This is a genomic window from Paracoccus liaowanqingii (assembly GCF_004683865.2).
In the GTDB taxonomy this organism is placed as follows: Bacteria; Pseudomonadota; Alphaproteobacteria; order Rhodobacterales; family Rhodobacteraceae; genus Paracoccus; species Paracoccus liaowanqingii.
The window spans coordinates 1,059,871-1,081,162 of sequence record NZ_CP038439.1 but is presented as its reverse complement, the minus strand read 5'-3'; the positions used below and the strand labels follow the sequence as shown (position 1 = coordinate 1,081,162).

Sequence of the window (21,292 nt, the reverse complement as noted above, 5' to 3'; positions counted from 1 at the left end):
CTCAGTCCAGCCTGTTAATGTCGAAGCCCTCGGCCTCCAGCAGGGCCAGCACCCCCGCCGCGCCGGGCAGGTGCAATGCGCCGAACGCCGCGACGATCCCCTGCCCCTCGGACGCGGCCTCGACGGCGCCGCGCGTCAGCGGCGCGATCCAGGCGCGGTTGCGGTCATCCATCAGCCGGGTCTGGGCAAAGCTCATCTGGCGATCCACCTCGGCCCGCGACAGCCCCGAATTGGCGATGGCGTCGAAGCGGCCGAACTCCCAGATCTTCCACACGTCGCCATCGAAATAGGCGTCCGTCAGCGTCACCGCATAATCGTCGGCATAGCCTGCTGCCGGCAGGCCCGCGCGGATCATGTCCAGTTCCTGCTGCGGGGTCAGCCCCTCGAAGAGGCCGAAGATCGTGTCCCACGGCTCCAGCGGGCGGATAGGAGTGCCGGCCGCCTCGGCCTCGGCGACCAGAAGATGGTCCAGCCCGCCCGCATCGCCCGTCTCGGCCATGGTGCGCACCATGCAAGGCGACACGCCCAGCATCATCGCCACGTACCAAGGCCGCATCTTGGCGGCGATCACCGCCGGCGTGCCGCGATCCGACATGGCCTGCGCCAGCGCCTGCCATTCCGGCGCGGACAGCCGTTCGGGCAGGGTCGGGCCGTCGGGATTGACCATCAGCGTCGGATCGCGGGTCAGCGCCTCGGCCAGACGCGCCTCCTCCTCGGGGCCGGCCTCGACGAACAGCGCGTCCGCCTCGGCGATCAGGGGGCGCAACCGGTCGACCATCGCCTGATGGCGCGAATCGGCAAAATGGTAGGTTCCGGCCAGGATGATGCGCTGATCGTCGCGCCGCGCCTCGAACAGAAGGCCCCGCCGATAGGGCACGCCCTCGGTCGCGGCCTCGATGGCGGCGGCGCGGTCGGGGGGCATGGTGTCGAACAGGTTCTGCCCGTCACAGGCGGCCCAGACCGGCTGACCCGCCAGCACGAACAGGGCGGCGGAAATCGTCATTCGCATGGGGGATCAGGTCCTTATCGGTCGGCGTCCCCCACAGGCTGTCACGTCCGGCGGGCGGAATCCAGCCCGGCGGGGGCATCACGGCTGTTGACACGGGCGCCGGATTTGCCTAGATCACCGCCATTGGCACTCGCAGTCGGTGAGTGCCAACAACGAAACACTGCAACCTGAAATATCGGAGTGTTCTATCATGGCTTTCACACCCCTGCATGACCGCGTGCTGGTCCGCCGCGTCCAAGGCGAAGAGAAGACCAAGGGCGGTCTGATCATCCCGGACAACGCCAAGGAAAAGCCCGCCGAAGGCGAGATCATCTCGACCGGCGAAGGCGCGCGCAAGGACTCGGGCGAGCTGATCGCTCCCTCCGTCAAGGCAGGCGACCGCGTCCTGTTCGGCAAATGGTCGGGCACCGAAGTCACGATCGACGGCGAAGAGCTGCTGATCATGAAGGAAAGCGACATCCTGGGCGTGATCAACTGATCCCCGGACTGTTCCATCCTTCCCCCCAGAATCTAGGAGACTCATAATGGCTGCCAAAGAAGTCAAGTTCAGCACCGACGCGCGCGATCGCATGCTGAAAGGCGTCAACATCCTGGCCGATGCCGTCAAGGTCACGCTTGGTCCCAAGGGCCGCAACGTGGTCATCGACAAATCCTTCGGCGCCCCGCGCATCACCAAAGACGGTGTGACGGTCGCCAAGGAAATCGAGCTGTCCGACAAGTTCGAGAACATGGGCGCCCAGATGGTCCGCGAAGTCGCTTCGCGCACCAATGACGAAGCGGGCGACGGCACCACCACCGCCACCGTGCTGGCTCAGGCCATCGTCAAAGAGGGCATGAAGGCCGTTGCGGCCGGCATGAACCCGATGGATCTGAAGCGCGGCATCGATCTGGCCACCACGAAGGTCGTGGAAGCCATCAAGGCCGCCTCGCGTCCCGTCACCGACAGCGACGAAGTCGCCCAGGTCGGCACGATCTCGGCCAATGGCGAAGCGCTGATCGGCCGCTTCATCGCCGATGCGATGCAGAAGGTCGGCAACGAGGGTGTCATCACCGTCGAAGAGAACAAGGGGATGGAGACCGAGGTCGAAGTCGTCGAAGGCATGCAGTTCGACCGCGGCTACCTGTCGCCCTACTTCGTCACCAATCCCGACAAGATGATCGCGGATCTGGAAGACGCCTATATCCTGCTGCACGAGAAGAAGCTGTCCTCACTGCAGCCGATGGTTCCTCTGCTGGAAGCCGTGATCCAGTCGGGCAAGCCGCTGGTCATCATCTCGGAAGACGTCGAAGGCGAGGCCCTGGCCACGCTGGTCGTCAACAAGCTGCGCGGCGGCCTGAAGATCGCGGCCGTCAAGGCTCCGGGCTTCGGCGATCGTCGCAAGGCGATGCTGCAGGACATTGCGATCCTGACCGGCGGTCAGGTCATCAGCGAAGACCTGGGCATGAAGCTGGAGAATGTCGGCATCGACATGCTGGGCCGTGCCAAGAAGATCACGATCAACAAGGACAACACCACCATCGTCGACGGCGCCGGTGAGAAGTCCGAGATCGAGGCACGCGTGTCCCAGATCCGTCAGCAGATCGAGGAAACCACCTCGGACTACGACAAGGAAAAGCTGCAGGAGCGCGTGGCCAAGCTGGCCGGCGGCGTCGCAGTCATCCGCGTCGGCGGTATGTCCGAGATCGAAGTCAAGGAGCGCAAGGACCGCGTCGATGACGCGCTGAACGCGACCCGTGCAGCTGTCCAGGAAGGCGTTGTCGTCGGCGGCGGCGTGGCTCTGGTTCAGGGCGGCAAGGTCCTGGAAGGCCTGACCGGCGAGAACAGCGACCAGAACGCAGGCATCGCCATCGTGCGCCGTGCCCTGGAAGCGCCGATGCGCCAGATCGCCGAGAACGCGGGCGTCGACGGCGCCGTCGTGGCCGGCAAGGTCCGCGAGTCGACCGACAAGACCTTCGGCTTCAACGCCCAGACCGAAGAATATGGCGACATGTTCAAGTTCGGCGTGATCGACCCCGCGAAGGTCGTCCGCACCGCGCTGGAGGATGCAGCCTCGGTTGCCGGCCTGCTGATCACGACCGAAGCCATGATCGCCGACAAGCCCGAGCCGAAAGGCCAAGGCGGCGGTGGCGGCATGCCCGACATGGGCGGCATGGGCGGCATGATGTAATCATCCCCCTGCCCCTTGCAGGACCGACGGAAAAGGGCGCCCCACCGGGCGCCCTTTTTCCATGGCGCGGGCCCGTGGCGCGGCCCCTGGCCGGGGCTGGCCTGCGTCGGGACATGAAAAAGGGCGCCCCGTCACGGGCGCCCCTTCCCATTTCGGTGGCGGACCGGCCTAGCGCAGCACGCCCTCGACCCCCATCGACTTGCACAGCGACTGGAACCGCGACAGCGCGACCTCGCCCATCAGGTTGCGGCCCGTCGCGGTCAGGCGCAGTTCGACCGCCTCGCCCGGGATCAGCTTGAGGCTGGCGGCGTCCGAGGGATCGTCGGTGGCGAACATCGCGCCGAAGCGCATCGCCTTGCCCAGGATCTCGGCCTCCAGGATCTGCGCCTCGTCCAGCAGCGCGAACAGAGGCGCCATCTGCGACTGCGCGCGGCTGTTGCGATACCGATGCAGCAGGGCCAGCCCCAGATAGATGCGCTCGGAGTGGCTCAGCGCGGCCATGTTGGCGCGGGTGACATTGTCGAAGCAGGCCTCGGCCCGGTAATCGGGATGCGCCCGCCACGCGGTGTCATGCAGCAGGCAGGCCGCCCGCATCAGCCGGTCGCGTTCGGGGGGCAGGTCGGGAAACAGCGGCAGCAGGAACTGGTACAGCTTCTTGCCGAAGCCCGGCAGGCGGGCCATCTGCTTTTCGGTGAAGCGCGCGGCCTCCAGCAGCGGGTCGCGCTTGCGCAGGGTCGTGGACATGTGCTCGTACAGCAGCCCCTCGCGGATGCCATAGCTGGACACGGCCAGCTCCGCCGGGCCGAAGACCTCGATCATCTGGGACAGAACCTGGGCCGCCAAGGGCACCAGCTCGATCCGCGAGGCCGAGATGCCGACCGTCGCCCGCAGCGCGTTCAGGTCGTGCTGGCCGATCCAGTCGACGGTCTTGCCGACCGCCTCGGGGGTCATGCGATATTCGTGCAGCACCGTCATGGGATAGGCGCTGCGCTCCATATCCAGCCGGGCGATGGCGCGCCACGATCCGCCGACCAGATAGATGCGGTCGTGATCCGTCCCGATCTGATCGGCCAACCCGCGCAGCACGCCTGCGATATGATCGGCCAGCTGTTCGGGCGGGATCTGCTGCAGCCGGAACGGCCCCAGCTGAGAGGTCACGCGCCGCCCGACCTTGCCGTCCGCGACCTCGGCCAGCTCCATCGAGTTGCCGCCGATATCGCAGACAAGTCCCCTGGCATCGGGCCAACCCAACAGCACGCCCTGCGCGGACAGCCGTGCCTCTTCCTCGCCGTCGATGACGTGCAGCTTGAGGCCGGTTTCCTTCTCGACCCGGCGCTGGAACTCGGGGCCGTCCTCGGCCTCGCGCACGGCGGCGGTGGCCACGCAGGTCAGCGGTTCGATCTTCATCGCCCGGGCCAGGGCCGCAAAGCGGACCAGCGCGGAAAAGCCCCGCTCGATCCCCTTGGGGTTCAGCTTGCCGGTCCGGGCCATGTCCTGCCCCAGCCCCGCCATCACCTTCTCGTTGTAGAAATACGCGGGCGATCGGGCCGCCCCGTCGAAGACGACCAGCCGGATCGAGTTCGATCCGACATCGACGACACCAAGCCGGCTCAGCGCCCGCTTGGGCAGCTTGCGGAACTTGGGCCCGAAGGGATCGATCATCCGGCCGCTGGTGGTTCGCACCCCGTTCATCTTGATATCCCTTGCCTGAGGTCATGGGTTGATGGCCCCCAATGGGGCCAACCGTCAATCCGCTGAATGGGTCAGCGCCGGCACATCGCGCGCGCCTGCCGTTCCCCGCCCGGACAGGGAGGGGTTTTCCATGAAAAAGCGATGACAATTGAACAGATCATCCCGGCCTTCGGGAAGGTAACGCAGGAAACGCCCATCCGGCTGCAACAGCCAGCTTTGCGCCTCGTCGGCCATGTTGGCGGACATGACCTGATTGACGATCTGCGCCTTGACCGTGTCGTTGACGCATTCGACCAGCGTTTCCACCCGGCGGTTCAGGTTGCGGTCCATCCAGTCGGCCGAGCTGATGAACACCCGCGCTTTGGCCGAGGGCAGCCCGTGGCCCGAACCGAAGCACACGATCCGGCTGTGTTCCAGATAACGCCCGACGATCGACTTCACGCGAATATTCTCGGACAAGCCCTTGATGCCCGGACGGATTCCGCAGATGCCGCGGATGATCAGGCTGATCTTGACGCCCGCCGCGCTGGCGGCATACAGCGCCTCGATCACGTCCTTCTCGATCAGCGAGTTCATCTTGGCCCAGATCGCGCCGGGGCGGCCCTGGCGGGCATATTCCGCCTCGCGCCCGATCAGGTCCAGAAGCCGCGTCTTCAGGTCGATGGGCGAGATCGACAGGTTCTCCAGCCCCGCGGGCTGCACATAGCCCGACAGATAGTTGAAGACCTTGGTCGCGTCGCGCCCCAGGGCCGGGTTGCAGGTGAACAGCGACAGGTCGGTATAGATGCGCGCGGTGATCGGGTGATAGTTGCCGGTGCCGTAATGGGTATAGGTTACCAGCCCCTCGCCCTCGCGGCGCACGATGGTGCTGATCTTGGCATGGGTCTTGTAGTTGACGAAGCCGTAGACGACATGCGCCCCCGCACGTTCCAGACGGCGCGACTGGCGGATGTTGGCGGCCTCGTCGAAGCGGGCTTTCAGTTCGACCAGCGCGGTGACGGATTTCCCCGCCTCGGCCGCCTCGCAGAGCGCGTCGACGATGGGGCTGTCGCGGCTGGTGCGGTACAGCGTCTGCTTGATCGCCAGCACGTCGGGATCGCGCGCCGCCTGCGCCAGATAGCGCACCACCATGTCGAAGGTCTCGTAGGGGTGGTGCAGCAGCATGTCCTTTTGCCGGATGGCCGAGAACATGTCCCCGTCATGGTCCTGCACCCGTTCCGGCACGCGCGGCACGAAGGCGGGCCACAGCAGGTCGCGGCGGCTGTCCAGGACCAGCTCGGCCAGGTCGGCCATGCCCAGAAGGCCCTCGACCTCGATCACCTCGTCGGCGCTGACCTCCAGCTCGTCCATGATCAGGCGGCGCAGGCGGTCGGGCGCGCCGCCGGTGATCTTCAGCCGGATGACGCTGCCCCGGCGGCGGCGTTTCAGGGCGGTCTCGAACTCGCGGACCAGATCCTCGGCCTCTTCCTCGACCTCCAGATCGCTGTCGCGCAGCACGCGGAAGCTGCAATGGCCCACGTCGCGATAGCCCGGGAACAGGCTGGACAGGTGCATCAGCAGCAGATCCTCCAGCCGCAGGAAGCGCTGGCCGCCCGGCAGGGGCACGAAGCGCGGCAGCTGCGCGGGGATCGGCAGCAGCGCCTGCATCTGGCGCCCGTCGGTTTCCCGCGCCAGCTCCAGCGCCAGCGAAAAGCCCAGGTTCGGGATGAAGGGAAAGGGATGCGCCGGGTCGATGGCCAGCGGCGAGAGGACCGGAAAGACCAGGTTCTGGAAATGGTCGCGCAGGAACTCCTCTTCGGCGCGGGTCAGGCGCTGGCGGGACAGGATGACGATGCCGGCCTGTTCCATCTCGCGGCGCAGGGCGGTCCAGACGCCCTGCTGCGCGCCCATCAGGCGCCGCGCATCGGCGTTGATCAGGGCCAGCTGCTCGGCGGGCGTCAGCCCGTCATCGGACGGCGTGGTGCTGCCCTCGCGCAGCAATTCGCGCAGACCCGCCACGCGGACGCTGTAGAACTCGTCCAGGTTGGTGGCGCTGATCGACACGAAGCGCAGGCGTTCCAGCAGCGGCACGCGCGGATTGCGCGCCTCGTCCAGGACGCGCCAGTTGAAGGACAGCCAGGACAGTTCCCGGTTGAAGAACCGGGCGGGGCCTTCGGGCGTCCCTCCGGGCAGGGGCTTGGCATCGGGAAAGGGCGTGCGGAGGAAGTCGGCTTGGGTCATGGTGTTCCGGCATCGGGCAATGGCGCGATCATGCGTCAGCCTCGGTCAGCTTGTCCAGCAGGTCGGCGGCGATGCGGCGCGTCACCGGGCCCTGCCGCGCCATCGCGGCCAGGTCCATCGCCGCCACCAGGCGCCGCGCCAGGCCCAGGTCGCGGTCCATGTGCAGCACCAGCCAGTCGATCAGCCCGGCGGGCACGGCCAGCTGGCGGTCGGCGAACAGCTTGACCAGCACGGCGGCCAGCAGCGCCTCGTCCGGAGAGCCCAAGCGCACCTGCGGCATCGCGTCCATCCGGGACCGCAGGTCGGGCAGCACCAGCCCCCAATCGCGCGGCGGCGTGCGCGCGGTCAGCAGCAGCAGGCATTCGCGCGGCCCGCAGAGGTTCCACAGGTGGAACAGCGCCTGTTCCGCGCCCGCCGCAAAGCCCGCATGGTCGGCATCCTCGACCACCACCGCGCCGCCCTCGGCCGCCAGCAGATCGGCCCCGTCGGGGCGCAGGGCGGCGGCGGTGATGCGGCGCGCGCCGTTCTCGGCCGCCCAGAAGGCCGCCAGATGGGACTTGCCCGACCCCTCGGGGCCGATCAGCAGCATCCGCCCCTGCGGCCAGTCCTGCGGGCGTTCCAGCGCCGCCAATGCCGCGTGATTGGCGGGCGCGGGCAGGAAATCCGCCCGCGCATGGGCGGGCGGCGTGGTCAGGTCCAGCGTCAGTTGCCGAGAGAGGGGAAAGGCGGTCGTCACGCGGCCCTACCCTTCGGCGTCCCGGCGGGTCAGGTCTTCCTGCATGGCGTCGATCTGCTGCTGGCTGCGCACCCGGTCCGAGGCCATGCGCGCGGCCCGCAGGCGGTCGGCCACGGTGCCGGTGGGCACCATCTCGACCAGCAGGGGCTGGGCGGGCTCGTCCGGCACCGCCTGCCCGGTGAAGAGCGAGCTGTCCCGGTAGCGCGCGATCAGGAAGCGCGCCAGCACGCCAAGCGCCGCCGCCATCGGCACCGCCATGACCAGGCCCACGAAGCCGAAGAGCGTGCCGAAGACCGACAGCGCCAGCAGCAGCCAGACCGGATGCAGGCCGACATGGCCGCCCACGATCTTGGGCTGCAGATAGTTGCCCTCGACGATCTGGCCGATGGCGAAGATCGCCACGACCGCCCCGATCCACAGCGGATCGCCCCAGAAGCTGAACAGCGCCACGCCGATGGCCGTGGCCCCGCCGATCAGCACGCCCACATAGGGGATGAAGGACAGGACCGCCGCCATGATCCCGATGAAGAAGCCGAAGGGCAGGCCCACGAACATCAGCCCCAGGGCGTACCAGGTCCCCAGGATCGCGATGACCACCGCCTGCCCGCGCAGGAAGCCCGACAGCGCGTCGTCGATCTCGGAGGCCAGCTGGCGGATGGTGCCCGCGTGTTCGCGCGGCAGGTAGCGGTCCACCGCCTCGACCATGTTGTCCCAGTCCAAGAGCAGGTAGAAGGCCACCACCGGCACGATGACCAGAAGCGCGATCCCGCCCAGCACGCCCGTCACCGACCCCAGCACGGTCGAGGCCAGCCGCCCCGCCTGCTCGCCCACCGCGGCCTGCAGGTCGACAAGCGTCTGCTGCAGCCCGGCGCCCTGCGGGATCAGGTCGGGAAAGCGGGTGTCGAAGAACAACCGGCCCTGTTCCAGCATCTGCGGCGCGGTCTCGACCAGGGCGGTGGCCTGGCGCAGCAGGATCGGCACGACCAGCAGCATGACGGCCACGAAGGCCAGCACGACGGCGAAGGTGATCACCACCACCGACAGGGTGCGCGACAGGCCCGCCCGCTCCAGCCGGTCGGCGACGGGGTCCAGCAGATAGGCGATCCCGGCGCCCAGGATGAAGGGCAGCACCGCCTGGCCCAGCAGCCACAGGGTCAGCGCCAGGGTGAAGGCCGCGATCCCCCACCACATGACCTGCTTGCGTACGGGAATGCGCATCGTTCGACCTTTGCCCTGAAAACTGCGGCGAATGTGCCGTCCCCGCACGCCGGTTGCAAGCGCCATGCTTGGCAAGGCCGGGCCGATCCGGTAACGCTGCCCAAACCGTTTCGAAGGACTTCGACCATGCGCCTGTCGCGATATTTCCTGCCCGTGCTGAAGGAAGACCCCAAGGAGGCGCAGATCGTCAGCCACCGCCTGATGCTGCGCGCGGGCATGATCAAGCAGCAGGCGGCGGGGATCTATTCCTGGCTGCCCCTGGGCTTCAAGGTGCTGAAACGCATCGAGCAGATCGTGCACGAGGAGCAGCAGCGCGCGGGCCATATCCCCATGCTGATGCCCACGCTGCAGCCCGCCGACCTGTGGCGCGAATCCGGCCGCTATGACGATTACGGCGAGGAGATGCTGCGCGTCACCGACCGCCACAAACGCGACCTGCTCTATGGTCCCACCAACGAGGAGATGATCACCGACATCTTCCGCGCGCATGTGAACAGCTACAAGGACCTGCCGCTGACGCTGTACCACATCCAGTGGAAGTTCCGCGACGAGATCCGCCCCCGCTTCGGCGTGATGCGCGGCCGCGAGTTCCTGATGAAGGACGGCTACAACTTCGACCTGACCAAGGAAGACGCGCTGCATGCCTACAACCGGCATCTGGTCAGCTATCTGCGCAGCTACGAGCGCATGGGGTTGCAGGCCATCCCGATGCGCGCCGATGGCGGCCCGATCGGCGGCGACTACACGCACGAGTTCCTGGTGCTGGCCGAGACCGGCGAATCCGAGGTCTTCTATGACAGCCAGATCACCGACCTGACCTTCGGCGACCGCCAGATCGACTATGACGACGTGGCCGAATGCCAGGCGGTGCTGGAGGAGTTCACCTCGCGCTATGCCCGCACAGACGAGACCCACGACCAGGAGGTCTTCGACCAGATCCCCGAAGAGCGGCGCCGCACCGCGCGCGGCATCGAGGTGGGGCAGATCTTCTACTTCGGCACCAAGTATTCCGAGGCGATGGGCGCGACCGTGCGCACCTCGGACAGCACCCAGGTGCCGGTCCACATGGGCAGCCACGGCATCGGCGTCAGCCGCCTGCTGGGCGCGATCATCGAGGCCAACCACGACGATAAGGGCATCATCTGGCCCGAGGGCGTGACGCCCTTCCATGTGGGCATCGTGAACCTCAAGCAAGGCGACAATTCGACCGACAGCGCCTGCCAGGCGATCTATGCCGAGTTGCAGCATCGCGGGCTGGATCCGCTCTATGACGACCGGGACGAGCGGGCGGGCGCGAAGTTCGCCTCGATGGACCTGATCGGCCTGCCGTGGCGCATCACCGTGGGGCCCCGCGGCCTGACCAACAACAAGGTCGAGTTGACCTGCCGCCGCACCGGCCAGTCCGAGGAACTGTCCCCCGCCGACGCGATCCACCGGGTGGCGCAGATCTATCAGCCGATGCTGGGCCTGACGGTCCAGGACCGGTGATCGGGCTGCTGCGACTGGCGCTGGCGGCGGTTGCAGCCGCGCTGCTGTCGCAGTTCCCGGCGTTTTCGGACCATTATGTGCAGCGGCTTGGCGGACAGGTCGATGCGCTGACGCTGGTGGCGCAGGATTTCGACGCCAGCGCCGCCCGCGCCGACATGACGCGCGACGAGGCGCTGGCCGACCTGTCGGGCAGCGCCTTCCGCGACGGCCACCGCGCCGACATGCTGCGCGCCTTCGGGCGGCTGGACCGGGCGCAGGCCGATCTGGCGATGCTGCGCCTGGCCGGGCCTCTGGAACGGATGGTCCTGCCCCACCGGCTGCGCGACGCCGACACGCTGCGCGCCACCTGGACCGATTTCCGGCCCGCCCTGCCCCTGACCTCGTCGGGGCTGATCGCGGCGGGGATCGGCTTTGCCCTGGGCTGGATGCTGGCGGCGCTGCTGGGGCGTCTTGCGGGCCGCACCCGGCGGCGCGACGAGCGGCTCGGCTGGCGCTGAGCCACGCCCTTGACGTGGCGCCCGGGGACGCGCGGCGGACCAGTTCACCCTTCCTTTTTCGGAAACCTACTTCTACCCTGACGCGCAGGACAATGTTCCAACTGGGAGACAACCAAATGAAAAATCTTCTTCTTGCGACCGCCGCCGGCGCATTGATGGCCGGTGCCGCCGGTGCCGAGGAGATCAAGCTGGGCATCTCGCTCGGCTTCACCGGTCCGCTGGAATCGATGGCCCCCGCCATGCAGCAGGGCGCCGAGCTGGCGATGAAGGAAGTCACCGATTCGGGCCTGCTGCTGGACGGGTCGACCGTCACCGCCGTCACCGGCGATTCGACCTGCATCGACGCCGCCGCCGCGACCGCCACGGTCGAGCGCCTGATCGCCTCGGAAGGCGTCAAGGGCATCATCGGCGGCATGTGCTCGGGCGAGACGATCGCCTCGCTGGAGAACGTCGCCAAGGCCAACGGCGTGGTGATGATCTCGCCCTCGGCCACCTCGCCGGCGCTGTCGACCATCGAGGATGACGGGCTGTTCTTCCGCACCTCGCCCTCGGACGCGCGCCAGGGGCAGGTGATGGCGGACATCCTGTCCGACCGCGGCATCACCAGCGTGGCCGTCACCTATACCAACAACGACTATGGCAAGGGCTTGGCCGACAGCTTCCAGGCGGCCTTCCAGGAAGCCGGCGGCAGCGTGACCGTGAACAGCGCGCATGACGACGGCAAGGCCGACTATTCGGCCGAGGTCGCCGCACTGGCGGCCGCCGGTGGCGAGGCGCTGGTGGTGGCGGGCTATGTCGATCAGGGCGGCTCGGGCGTGGTCCGCGCCTCGCTGGACACCGGCGCCTTCGAGACCTTCGTCTTCCCCGACGGCATGGTCGGCAACGCGCTGGAGGCCAATTTCGGGTCCGAGATCGAGGGCAGCTTCGGCCAGAACCCGGCTGCCGAAGGCCCGGGCCGCGACGCTTATCTGGCCATGGCCGAAGAGGCGGGCTTCGACGGTACCGGCGCCTTCTCCGCCGAGGCCTATGACGCGGCGGCGCTGATCCTGCTGGCGATGGCCAAGTCGGGCTCGTCGGATCCGGCGACCTACAAGGACAGCATCATGGAGGTGTCCAACGCGCCCGGCGAGGAGATCCTGCCCGGCCAGCTGGCCCGCGCGCTGGAGATCATCGCCGAGGGTGGCGATGTCGACTATGTCGGCGCCACGGCGGTCGAGATGGTGGGCGGCGGCGAATCCGCCGGCAGCTATCGCGAGGTCCAGATCACCGACGGCAAGCTGGAGGTGGTCGGCTATCGCTGATCCCGTCTGACGGCGGACAGCCCGGGGCGCGATCGCGCACCGGGCTGTTTTTGCAAATTCATAACAGCCTCTCGCAGGCACATCTTCACCCCGAATGTGAAGACAGGGACGTAGAAGCATGATCAGGGTCGAGGACCTTCACAGGCATTTCGGCGGCTTCCGCGCCGTCGACGGCGCCAGCCTGACCATCGAGACCGGCTCGATCACCGGGCTGATCGGCCCCAATGGCGCGGGCAAGTCGACGCTGTTCAACGTGATCGCGGGCGTGCTGCCCCCCACCTCGGGCCGCGTGATCATGGACGGGCAGGACATCACCGGCCTGCCGCCGCACACGCTGTTTCACAAGGGCCTGCTGCGCACCTTCCAGATGGCGCACGAGTTCGGCTCGATGACGGTGCGCGAGAACCTGATGATGGTGCCGGGCGCACAGGCCGGCGAGACGATCTGGAAGACCTGGTTCCAGCGCGGCCGGATCGAGCGCGAAGAGGCCGAGCTGAGGCGCATGGCCGACGAGGTGCTGGACTTCCTGACCATCCGCCACCTGACGCACGAGAAGGCCGGCAACCTGTCGGGCGGGCAGAAGAAGCTGCTGGAACTGGGCCGCACGATGATGGTCGACGCCAAGATCGTGTTTCTGGACGAGGTCGGCGCGGGCGTGAACCGCACCCTGCTGATGACCATCGCCGACGCAATCCTGCGCCTGAACCGCGAACGCGGCTATACCTTCTGCGTGATCGAGCATGACATGGATTTCATCGGCAAGCTCTGCGACCCGGTGATCGTCATGGCCGAGGGCAAGGTCCTGGCCACCGGCAGCGCGCAGGACATCATGAAGAACGAGGCGGTGATCGAGGCCTATCTGGGCACCGGCCTGAAGAACAAGGACATGGTGGGCGCATGAGCGACGTGGGTTTGGGCAACCGGGGGATGCGCGACGCCTCGGTCGTGAATGCCAAGGGGATGGGCAAGATCGACGGCACCCGCCGTTCGGGCCCGGTGGGACCGGGACAGGCGGGCGATCCGTTCCTGATCGGCGAGGCGATGACCGGCGGCTATGGCAAGGGCGCCGACATCCTGCACGACTGCACCATCGCCGTGGAACAGGGCCAGATCGCGGTGATCGTGGGCCCGAACGGCGCGGGCAAGTCGACCGCGATGAAGGCGATCTTCGGGATGCTGAACCTGCGCCAGGGCTCGGTGCGCCTGAACGGTCAGGACATCACCGCGCTGAACCCGCAGGACCGCGTCAAGGCCGGCATGGGCTTCGTGCCGCAGGTGAACAACATCTTCCCCTCGATGACCGTCGAGGAAAACCTCGAGATGGGCGCCTATATCCGGCGCGACGACATCAAGGCGACGATGGCGCAGGTCTATGACCTGTTCCCCGCCGTCGCCGCCAAGCGCCGCCAGGCGGCCGGAGAGCTGTCGGGCGGCCAGCGCCAGCAGGTGGCCGTGGGCCGCGCGCTGATGACGCAACCGAAGGTGCTGATGCTGGACGAGCCGACCGCGGGCGTCAGCCCCATCGTCATGGACGAGCTGTTCGACCGCATCATCGCCATCGCGCGGGGCGGGCTGCCGGTGCTGATGGTCGAACAGAACGCACGCCAGGCGATGATGATCGCCGACAAGGCCTATGTGCTGGTGCAGGGCGCCAACGCACATACCGGCACGGGCGAGGAACTGATGAAGAACGACGAGGTGCGTCGCACCTTCCTGGGGGGCTGAGCCTGTGGATATCGCAAACGCCCTCGTGGTCTTTCTGAACTTCGTCTTCATCCCCGCCGCCGCCTACGGGGCGCAGCTGGCGCTTGGCGCGCTTGGGGTGACGCTGGTCTATGGCATCCTGCGGTTCTCGAACTTCGCGCATGGCGACACGATGGCCTTCGGGACCGGGACGGTGATCCTGCTGACCTGGGGCCTGCAGGCCATGGGGATCAGCGCCGGGCCCCTGCCCACCGCGCTGATCGCCCTGCCCTTCGGGATCGCGCTGACCGCGCTTCTGGTGCTGGGCACCGACCGCGCGGTCTATCGCTTCTATCGCAAGCAGAAGGCGGCGCCGATCATCCTGGTCATGGCCTCGGTCGGCGTCATGTTCGTGATGAACGGGCTGACGCGGGTGCTGATCGGCGTGGACGAGTACCGCTTCGACGACGGCACGCGTTTCATCATGGACGTGCGCACCTTCCGCGAGATGACAGGCCTGCCCGAGGGGCTGGCGCTGCGGTCCACGCAGGCGCTGACCGTGGGGGTGGCGCTGATCGTCATGGTCGCGCTGTTCTGGTTCCTGAACCGCACCAAGTCCGGCAAGGCCATGCGCGCCTATTCCGACAACGAGGATCTGGCGCTGCTGTCGGGCATCGACCCCGAAAGGGTCGTGCGCCTGACCTGGATCATCGCGGCGGGCCTGGCGACCATCGCGGGCACGCTCTACGGTCTGGACAAGTCCTTCAAGGCCTTCAACTATTTCCAGATCCTGCTGCCGATCTTCGCCGCCGCCATCGTGGGGGGCTTGGGCAATCCGCTTGGCGCCATCGCGGGCGGCTTCCTGGTCGCGTTTTCCGAGGTGGCGGTGACCTACCCCTGGGTCCGCGTGGTGGGCTATTTGGTGCCCGGCTACGAGCCCTCGGGCCTGATGCAGCTGCTGGGGACCGAATACAAGTTCGCCGTCAGCTTCGTCATTCTGATCGTCGTCCTGCTGTTCCGGCCCACGGGCCTGTTCCGCGGAAAATCGGTGTAAGGGGAAGATCATGGCCACCAACCGTCAAGCCGCCTCCTCCTCCAGCCGCTGGCGCGCGCCCGTGCTGTTCGCGGTCCTCGCCGTGCTGTTCGTGCTGGAGGGGACGGTGCGCAACGCGATGTTCTCGGGCAGCTGGAACACCTCGCTGGCGATCCTGAACATGGGGCTGATCTCGGCCATCACGGCCTTGGGCGTGAACATGCAATGGGGCTATGCGGGCCTCTTCAACGTGGGCGTCGTGGGCTTTCTGGCGATGGGCGCGCTGGCCCCGGTGCTGGTGTCCCTGCCCCCGGTCGAGGGGGCCTGGGCGGCCGGCGGCACCCGGCTGATGCTGGCGCTGCTGGTCGGTCTGGGCACGCTGGCCATGGCCAAGCTGGCCTGGACGCGCACCCGCAGCGGCCTGCTGACCATCGTCGTGCTGATCGCGGGCTTCGTCGCCTATCGCTGGCTCTTCGACCCGGCCGTCGTCGCGATCGAGGCCAACAACCCCGCCCGCCACGGCAATATCGGCGGCCTCGGCCTGCCGGTGCTGCTGTCCTGGGCGGTGGGCGGGATCTTCGCCGCCGCCGCGGCCTGGGCCATCGGCAAGGTCGCCTTGGGCCTGCGGTCGGATTATCTGGCCATCGCCACGCTTGGCATCGGCGAGATCATCGTCGCGGTCATGAAGAACGAGAACTGGCTGGCGCGCGGGGTGATGAACATCACCGCGATCCCGCGCCCCGTCGCGCAGGAGGTCGACCTGCAGAACAACCCCGATTTCGTCGAATTCGCGTCGAGCTGGGGATTCGCCGCCGCCGAGGCCTCGGGGATCTGGGTCAAGCTGTCCTACATGTCGCTGTTCCTGGTCGTGCTGCTGGTCATCATCCTGCTGGCCGAGCTGGCGCTGAAATCCCCTTGGGGCCGGATGATGCGCGCGATCCGCGACAACGAGACCGCCGCCGAGGCGATGGGCAAGGACGTCACCCGCCGCCACCTGCAGGTCTTTATCCTGGGATCCGCGGTGATCGGGGTGGCCGGCGCGATGATGGTGACGCTGGACGGGCTGCTGGCGCCGACCAGCTACAACCCGCTGCGCTATACCTTCCTGATCTGGGTGATGGTGATCGTCGGCGGGTCTGGCAACAACTGGGGCGCGGTGCTGGGCGCGGTGACGATCTGGTTCCTGTGGATCAAGGCCGAGGTCTGGGGACCGGCGCTGTTCGCGCTGCTGACCGGGCCGCTGCCCGACAGCGCCTTCAAGTCCCACCTGCTGGACAGCGCGCCGCACATGCGCTTCATCGCGATGGGTCTGGTGCTGCTGCTTGTGCTGCGCTTTGCGCCGCGCGGTCTGTTGCCCGAGAAATGACCTGACAAAGGGGCGCGGTCCGATCCGCGCCCCTCTCCCGTGTTCCTGGCAATCGTCTTACTGGCAGTCGTTGCCCAGAACGACGCTGTGCCACAGCCGACCGTCCGCGCCCTGCGCCACGCCGCTGCCGATCTCGTAGCTCAGCTGGCCCATCACCTGCTCGCGCTGCGGGCCCGGCACAGTCCAGGCCGCGACCGTGCCCTCGGGCGTGCCGCCGCTGCCGACAAGCTGCGCGACACCGCAGGTCGGATAGCCGACCGAGCGGGCGCGATCGACCACGTTCGAGCCGTTCGAGCCCGCCACATCGGCACGTCCCTGCTGGGCCATGTCGCAGGCATGAGACAGCGCGATCGTGTCCAGCGCCTCGCTTTGGGTCAGCACGGTCTTGCCATCGGCGGCCCGCGCGGCGTTCACGGCGGCGCCAAGCCGGGCGCCCTGCTCGGGATTGCCTTGGCACTGCGCAGCCAGCGCTTCCTCGGCCGCGGGCTCGGTCTCGGGCAGCGACATCATCGGGCCCGTCGCGCAAGCGGACAGGGACAGCAGGCAGACGAGAGACAAGGACGATCGGAACATGGGAGGCAACCTTCGGTTCGGGCGCGCGGGCGCGTGGGGATCCTGCGGGCAAACGCCCCCGCCTGTCGCCGGTTCCGCCGCCCGAAGGTCGCGACTCTCTTGCAAGGTGCTGTAACCGCGCTTAAAGCGCATCCATGACCCAGCACCAGCGCCTTCTGATCATCGACTTCGGCAGCCAGGTGACGCAGCTGATCGCGCGTCGCCTGCGGGAACTGAACGTCTATTGCGAAATCCACCCGTTCAACGCGGTGACCGACCAGGCCCTGCGCGACATGGCCCCTCAGGCGGTCATCCTGTCCGGCGGCCCGGCCAGCGTCACGACCCAAGGCAGCCCCCGCGCACCCCAGGCCGTGTTCGAGCTGGGCGTGCCGGTCTTTGGCATCTGCTATGGCCAGCAGGTCATGATGGAACAGCTGGGCGGCCAGGTCGAGGCCGGCCACCATGCCGAATACGGCCGCGCCTACATCGCTCCCGCCCCGGGCCACAAGACCGACGGCATCTTCGCCGGCCTCTTCGGGACGGGCCGCGAAGAGGTCTGGATGAGCCATGGCGACCGCGTCACCGCGCTGGCCCCGGGCTTCGAGGTGATCGGCACCTCGCCCAACGCCCCCATCGCGATGATCGCGGACGAGACGCGGCAGTTCTACGGCGTCCAGTTCCATCCCGAGGTGCATCACACCGCCAATGGCCGCACCATGCTGGAGAACTTCGTCCGGCTGGCGGGCTTCACCGGCGACTGGACCATGGCCAGCTACAAGGACGAGGCGATCCGCAAGATCCGCGAGACGGTGGGCGACCGCAAGGTCATCTGCGGGCTGTCCGGCGGCGTCGACAGCTCGGTCGCGGCGGTGCTGATCCACGAGGCGATCGGCGACCAGCTGACCTGCGTCTTCGTCGATCACGGGCTCCTGCGCCTGAACGAGGGCGCCGAAGTCGTCAAGATGTTCCGCGACAACTACAACATCCCGCTGATCCATGCCGACGAGGCCGAGCTGTTCCTGGGCTCGCTGGAAGGCGTCAGCGACCCCGAGGTCAAGCGCAAGACCATCGGCCGGCTGTTCATCGACGTCTTCCAGAAATACGCCAGCCAGATCGAGGGCGCCGATTTCCTGGCCCAGGGCACGCTCTACCCCGACGTCATCGAAAGCGTCAGCTTTTCGGGCGGGCCGTCGGTCACGATCAAGAGCCACCACAATGTCGGCGGCCTGCCCGAAAAGATGGGCCTCAAGCTGGTCGAGCCGCTGCGCGAGCTGTTCAAGGACGAGGTGCGAGAGCTGGGCCGCGAGCTGGGCCTGCCCGCCAGCTTCATCGGCCGCCACCCCTTCCCCGGCCCGGGCCTCGCCATCCGCTGCCCCGGAGAGATCACCCGCGAGAAGCTGGAGATCCTGCGCAAGGCCGATGCCGTCTTCATCGACCAGATCCGCCGCCACGGCCTCTATGACGAGATCTGGCAGGCCTTCGTGGCGATCCTGCCCGTCCGCACGGTCGGCGTGATGGGCGACGGGCGCACCTATGATTTCGCCTGCGCGCTGCGCGCCGTGACCTCGGTCGACGGGATGACGGCGGATTACTATCCCTTTACCCACGAGTTCCTGGGCGAGACCGCGACCCGGATCATCAACGAGGTCCGCGGCATCAACCGCTGCACCTATGACATCACCTCGAAGCCCCCGGGCACGATCGAGTGGGAATGACGGGACGGCGGGGCTGACGCGGCACCCCGCCGCATCGTGAAACGGGACCGCGCGGGGCACCCTGCGCGTCCTGTCGTCCTCGGGGGTGCCCCATGCCGCGTCTGATCCTTGTGCTGGGCGACCAGCTGACCCGCGACCTGTCCGCCCTGCGCGAGGCCCGCCCCGACGATGTGATCGTCATGGCCGAGGTGATGTCCGAGGCGAGCTATGTCCGCCACCACCCCAAGAAGATCGCCTTCCTCTTCGCCGCGATGCGCAAGTTCGCCCATGCGCTGCGCGCCGAGGGGCTGAACGTCGCCTACACGGCGCTGGACGATCCCGACAACGGCCAGTCCATCCCCTCGGAGCTGCTGCGCCGCGCAGCCGAGCATGGCGCCTCCGAGGTCATCGCCACCCAGCCCGGCGAATGGCGCCTGATCGCCGCGCTGGATGAGCTGCCCATCCCCCTGCGGCAACTGCCCGACGACCGCTTCCTGGCCAGCCATGCCGAATTCGAGGCCTGGGCCGAGGGCCGCAAGGAACTGCGGATGGAGTGGTTCTATCGCGAGATGCGCCGCAAGACCGGGCTGCTGATGGAGGGCGACCAGCCCGAGGGCGGCAAATGGAACTACGACCACGACAACCGCAAGCCCGCCCAAGCGGACCTTTTGCGCATCAAGCCCCCCCGGTTCGACCCCGACGACATCACGGCCGAGGTGCTGGATCTGGTCGAGGCCCGCTTTCCCGACAATTTCGGCCGGCTGCGCCCCTTCACCTTCGCCACCGACCGCGAGGGCGCGCTGCAGGTGCTGGACCATTTCATCGCCCATTCGCTGGACGAGTTCGGTCCCTATCAGGATGCTATGCTGCAGGACGATCCCTTCCTGCACCACTCGATCCTGTCGCCCTACATCAATGCAGGGCTTCTGTCCCCGCTGGAGGTCTGCGAGGCAGCGGCGGACGCCTATGCCAAGGGCCGCGCGCGCCTGAACTCGGCCGAAGGGTTCATTCGCCAGATCATCGGCTGGCGCGAATACATGCGCGGCGTCTACTTCCTCGAAGGCCCCGACTACACCGCGCGCAACACGCTCGGGCATGACCGCGACCTGCCGCCGCTCTACTGGGGGGCGCCCACGAAGATGAACTGCCTGGCCCACGCGGTCGGGCAGACCCGCGACCATGCCTATGCCCATCACATCCAGCGCCTGATGGTTACGGGCAACTTCGCCCTGCTGGCGGGCTGCGACCCCCATCAGGTCCATGAATGGTATCTCGAGGTCTATATCGACGCCTATGAATGGGTCGAGGCGCCCAATGTCATCGGGATGAGCCAGTTCGCCGATGGCGGCGTGGTGGGCTCCAAGCCCTATGTCAGTTCCGGCAACTACATCAACAAGATGTCGGATTACTGCAAGGGTTGCGCCTACAAGGTCGCGGCCAAGACCGGACCCGACGCCTGCCCCTTCAACCTGCTCTATTGGGACTTCCTTGCCCGCCACCGCGACCGGTTCGAGGCCAATCCCCGCATCGGCCGGGTCTACGGCACCTGGGACCGCATGGAGGCCGACCGGCGCCAGACGATCCGGGCCGAGGCGGCGGATTTCCTGCAGCGCCTGGATGCGGGCGAGCCGGTCTGAGCCGAGCGCTTGACGTCCCGCGCCGCGCCGCCGATGCTGCGGGCGACCCGACCGGAAGGACCCCCGATGAGTTGCGCCTGCGGCCACCACCACCCTGCCCAGGCAGATGTCTCGGGCCGCCCGGTCCCGCTGGCCCGGCCCCTGGTGGCGCTGCACGGGCGCCTTATCTGCACCGACATGTCACAGATGCTGACGGCGCTGGACCTGCTGCCCGACCACCGCGCCCTCAGCCGCGCCGAGCCCGGCTGCCTGCGCTTCGATGTCGAGCAGTCCGAGGATCCGATGGTCTGGACCCTGACCGAGCTCTTCGCCGATGATGCGGCCTTCGCCACCCACCAGACCCGCACCACGGCCAGCCCCTGGGGCCAAGCCAGCCGCGCCCTCACCCGCGATTTCCACCGCCACGAGGTGCGGCCCCTGATCCGCCCCGAGGCCCCCGGCGACCACAAGGCGCTGGACCGCCTGCTGACCATCGCATTCGGCCGCCCCGACGAGGCGCGACTGCTGCGCCGCCTGCGGGCCGAGGGCGATCTGGCCGTCTCGCTGCTGGCCCATGCCGAAGGCGTGCCCATCGCCCATGTCGCCCTCTCGCCCCTGCAGGCCGAGCGGCCCGCCCTCGCCCTGGCGCCGCTCGCCGTCCACCCCGCCCTGCAGCGCCGCGGCCTGGGCCGGGCCCTGACCGCCGCCGCTCTCGCTGCCGCCGGCGACCGCCCGGTCGTCACCTTGGGCGATCCCGAACTCTACGCCGGCTGCGGCTTCGTCCCCGCCGATCTCGCCTCCCCTTGGTCCGGCCCCGCCCTGCAGATCCATGGCGCGCTGCCCCCCGGCTCGCGGATCACCCACGCCCCGGCCTTCCACGCGCCCTGACTTTCATCTTGGCGAAAATATCCCGGGGGGATCGCGGAACGCGAGGGGGGCAGCGCCCCCCACCGGCCCCGCCACCCCGCACAGGCTTGCACCCGGCCGCCCCAGCCTCCACATCGGGACCAACCGACAGA

18 protein-coding genes are annotated in these 21,292 nt (G+C 67.9%); 12 read left to right on the top strand and 6 right to left on the bottom strand.

The genetic code is table 11. From position 1 onward, the window contains the following. Window position 1: 1 nt before the first annotated feature. Window positions 2-1,009 (bottom strand): TraB/GumN family protein, encoded by a 1,008-nt coding sequence (locus tag E4191_RS05165; RefSeq protein WP_135312452.1) that lies wholly within the window; start codon window positions 1,007-1,009, stop codon window positions 2-4. A 190-nt stretch (window positions 1,010-1,199) separates the two neighbouring features. On the opposite strand from E4191_RS05165, the gene E4191_RS05160 reads away from it, so the two are divergent. After that, window positions 1,200-1,487, top strand: coding sequence for a co-chaperone GroES (locus E4191_RS05160; protein WP_131574468.1), 288 nt, complete (start codon window positions 1,200-1,202; stop codon window positions 1,485-1,487). A gap of 46 nt (window positions 1,488-1,533) precedes the next feature. Then, complete coding sequence (gene groL / locus E4191_RS05155; protein ID WP_135312451.1) at window positions 1,534-3,177, top strand: chaperonin GroEL; 1,644 nt, start codon at window positions 1,534-1,536, stop codon at window positions 3,175-3,177. A 168-nt stretch (window positions 3,178-3,345) separates the two neighbouring features. Here groL and E4191_RS05150 read toward each other — a convergent pair whose 3' ends face one another. From E4191_RS05150 to E4191_RS05135, 4 genes are read right to left on the bottom strand one after another with little or no spacing between them, the layout of a single operon-like run. Beyond that, window positions 3,346-4,869, bottom strand: a complete 1,524-nt coding sequence (locus E4191_RS05150) for a Ppx/GppA family phosphatase (RefSeq protein WP_135312450.1) — start codon at window positions 4,867-4,869, stop codon at window positions 3,346-3,348. 54 nt (window positions 4,870-4,923) lie between these two features. Next, entirely contained in the window at window positions 4,924-7,089 is a 2,166-nt protein-coding gene (locus tag E4191_RS05145) for an RNA degradosome polyphosphate kinase (protein WP_135312449.1), read from the bottom strand. Between the two features lie 28 nt (window positions 7,090-7,117). Further along, window positions 7,118-7,825, bottom strand: coding sequence for a P-loop NTPase family protein (locus E4191_RS05140; protein WP_228461567.1), 708 nt, complete (start codon window positions 7,823-7,825; stop codon window positions 7,118-7,120). 6 nt (window positions 7,826-7,831) lie between these two features. Next, window positions 7,832-9,043 (bottom strand): AI-2E family transporter, encoded by a 1,212-nt coding sequence (locus E4191_RS05135; RefSeq protein ID WP_135312448.1) that lies wholly within the window; start codon window positions 9,041-9,043, stop codon window positions 7,832-7,834. 126 nt (window positions 9,044-9,169) lie between these two features. Here E4191_RS05135 and proS point away from each other — a divergent pair, with 126 nt between their 5' ends. The 7 genes from proS (at window position 9,170) to E4191_RS05100 (ending at window position 16,411) form a co-directional block, all read left to right on the top strand. Further along, window positions 9,170-10,531 carry a proline--tRNA ligase gene (proS, locus tag E4191_RS05130; protein WP_135312447.1) on the top strand — a complete coding sequence of 454 codons (1,362 nt, stop codon included), beginning with the start codon at window positions 9,170-9,172 and terminating at the stop codon, window positions 10,529-10,531. Then, window positions 10,528-11,028, top strand: a complete 501-nt coding sequence (locus E4191_RS05125) for a DUF2937 family protein (RefSeq protein ID WP_135312446.1) — start codon at window positions 10,528-10,530, stop codon at window positions 11,026-11,028. The genes proS and E4191_RS05125 overlap by 4 nt, the downstream gene beginning before the upstream one ends. 116 nt (window positions 11,029-11,144) lie before the next feature. Beyond that, on the top strand, window positions 11,145-12,329 hold the full coding sequence (locus E4191_RS05120; protein WP_135312445.1) for an ABC transporter substrate-binding protein: 1,185 nt from the start codon (window positions 11,145-11,147) through the stop codon (window positions 12,327-12,329). Between the two features lie 118 nt (window positions 12,330-12,447). Then, window positions 12,448-13,230 (top strand): ABC transporter ATP-binding protein, encoded by a 783-nt coding sequence (locus E4191_RS05115; RefSeq protein WP_135312444.1) that lies wholly within the window; start codon window positions 12,448-12,450, stop codon window positions 13,228-13,230. After that, window positions 13,227-14,054 carry an ABC transporter ATP-binding protein gene (locus E4191_RS05110; protein ID WP_135312443.1) on the top strand — a complete coding sequence of 276 codons (828 nt, stop codon included), beginning with the start codon at window positions 13,227-13,229 and terminating at the stop codon, window positions 14,052-14,054. Before E4191_RS05115 ends, E4191_RS05110 begins: the two co-directional genes overlap by 4 nt. A 4-nt stretch (window positions 14,055-14,058) precedes the next feature. Continuing rightward, entirely contained in the window at window positions 14,059-15,066 is a 1,008-nt protein-coding gene (locus E4191_RS05105; RefSeq protein ID WP_135312442.1) for a branched-chain amino acid ABC transporter permease, read from the top strand. A gap of 10 nt (window positions 15,067-15,076) precedes the next feature. Next, the gene (locus tag E4191_RS05100; protein WP_135312441.1) at window positions 15,077-16,411 is read left to right on the top strand and encodes a branched-chain amino acid ABC transporter permease; all 1,335 of its coding nucleotides are present in this window, start codon (window positions 15,077-15,079) and stop codon (window positions 16,409-16,411) included. Between the two features lie 57 nt (window positions 16,412-16,468). Here the strand turns inward: E4191_RS05100 and E4191_RS05095 are convergent, their stop codons facing one another. Beyond that, window positions 16,469-16,984 (bottom strand): CAP domain-containing protein, encoded by a 516-nt coding sequence (locus E4191_RS05095; protein WP_168217338.1) that lies wholly within the window; start codon window positions 16,982-16,984, stop codon window positions 16,469-16,471. Between the two features lie 134 nt (window positions 16,985-17,118). Between E4191_RS05095 and guaA the strand changes: the two genes are divergently transcribed. From guaA to E4191_RS05080, 3 genes are all read left to right on the top strand, one after another. Then, window positions 17,119-18,678 carry a glutamine-hydrolyzing GMP synthase gene (guaA, locus tag E4191_RS05090; protein WP_135312439.1) on the top strand — a complete coding sequence of 520 codons (1,560 nt, stop codon included), beginning with the start codon at window positions 17,119-17,121 and terminating at the stop codon, window positions 18,676-18,678. Between the two features lie 92 nt (window positions 18,679-18,770). Then, complete coding sequence (locus tag E4191_RS05085; RefSeq protein WP_135312438.1) at window positions 18,771-20,294, top strand: cryptochrome/photolyase family protein; 1,524 nt, start codon at window positions 18,771-18,773, stop codon at window positions 20,292-20,294. Between the two features lie 66 nt (window positions 20,295-20,360). Further along, window positions 20,361-21,161 (top strand): GNAT family N-acetyltransferase, encoded by an 801-nt coding sequence (locus E4191_RS05080; RefSeq protein ID WP_135312437.1) that lies wholly within the window; start codon window positions 20,361-20,363, stop codon window positions 21,159-21,161. Window positions 21,162-21,292 lie beyond the last annotated feature (131 nt).

Coding starts and splice junctions, on each gene's coding strand:
- E4191_RS05165 (WP_135312452.1), bottom strand. CDS start 1,009: ATGCGAATGACGATTTCCGCCGCCCTGTTCGTGCTGGCGGGTCAGCCG.
- E4191_RS05160 (WP_131574468.1), top strand. CDS start 1,200: ATGGCTTTCACACCCCTGCATGACCGCGTGCTGGTCCGCCGCGTCCAA.
- groL (WP_135312451.1), top strand. CDS start 1,534: ATGGCTGCCAAAGAAGTCAAGTTCAGCACCGACGCGCGCGATCGCATG.
- E4191_RS05150 (WP_135312450.1), bottom strand. CDS start 4,869: ATGAACGGGGTGCGAACCACCAGCGGCCGGATGATCGATCCCTTCGGG.
- E4191_RS05145 (WP_135312449.1), bottom strand. CDS start 7,089: ATGACCCAAGCCGACTTCCTCCGCACGCCCTTTCCCGATGCCAAGCCC.
- E4191_RS05135 (WP_135312448.1), bottom strand. CDS start 9,043: ATGCGCATTCCCGTACGCAAGCAGGTCATGTGGTGGGGGATCGCGGCC.
- proS (WP_135312447.1), top strand. CDS start 9,170: ATGCGCCTGTCGCGATATTTCCTGCCCGTGCTGAAGGAAGACCCCAAG.
- E4191_RS05120 (WP_135312445.1), top strand. CDS start 11,145: ATGAAAAATCTTCTTCTTGCGACCGCCGCCGGCGCATTGATGGCCGGT.
- E4191_RS05115 (WP_135312444.1), top strand. CDS start 12,448: ATGATCAGGGTCGAGGACCTTCACAGGCATTTCGGCGGCTTCCGCGCC.
- E4191_RS05110 (WP_135312443.1), top strand. CDS start 13,227: ATGAGCGACGTGGGTTTGGGCAACCGGGGGATGCGCGACGCCTCGGTC.
- E4191_RS05100 (WP_135312441.1), top strand. CDS start 15,077: ATGGCCACCAACCGTCAAGCCGCCTCCTCCTCCAGCCGCTGGCGCGCG.
- E4191_RS05095 (WP_168217338.1), bottom strand. CDS start 16,984: ATGTTCCGATCGTCCTTGTCTCTCGTCTGCCTGCTGTCCCTGTCCGCT.
- guaA (WP_135312439.1), top strand. CDS start 17,119: ATGACCCAGCACCAGCGCCTTCTGATCATCGACTTCGGCAGCCAGGTG.
- E4191_RS05085 (WP_135312438.1), top strand. CDS start 18,771: ATGCCGCGTCTGATCCTTGTGCTGGGCGACCAGCTGACCCGCGACCTG.
- E4191_RS05080 (WP_135312437.1), top strand. CDS start 20,361: ATGAGTTGCGCCTGCGGCCACCACCACCCTGCCCAGGCAGATGTCTCG.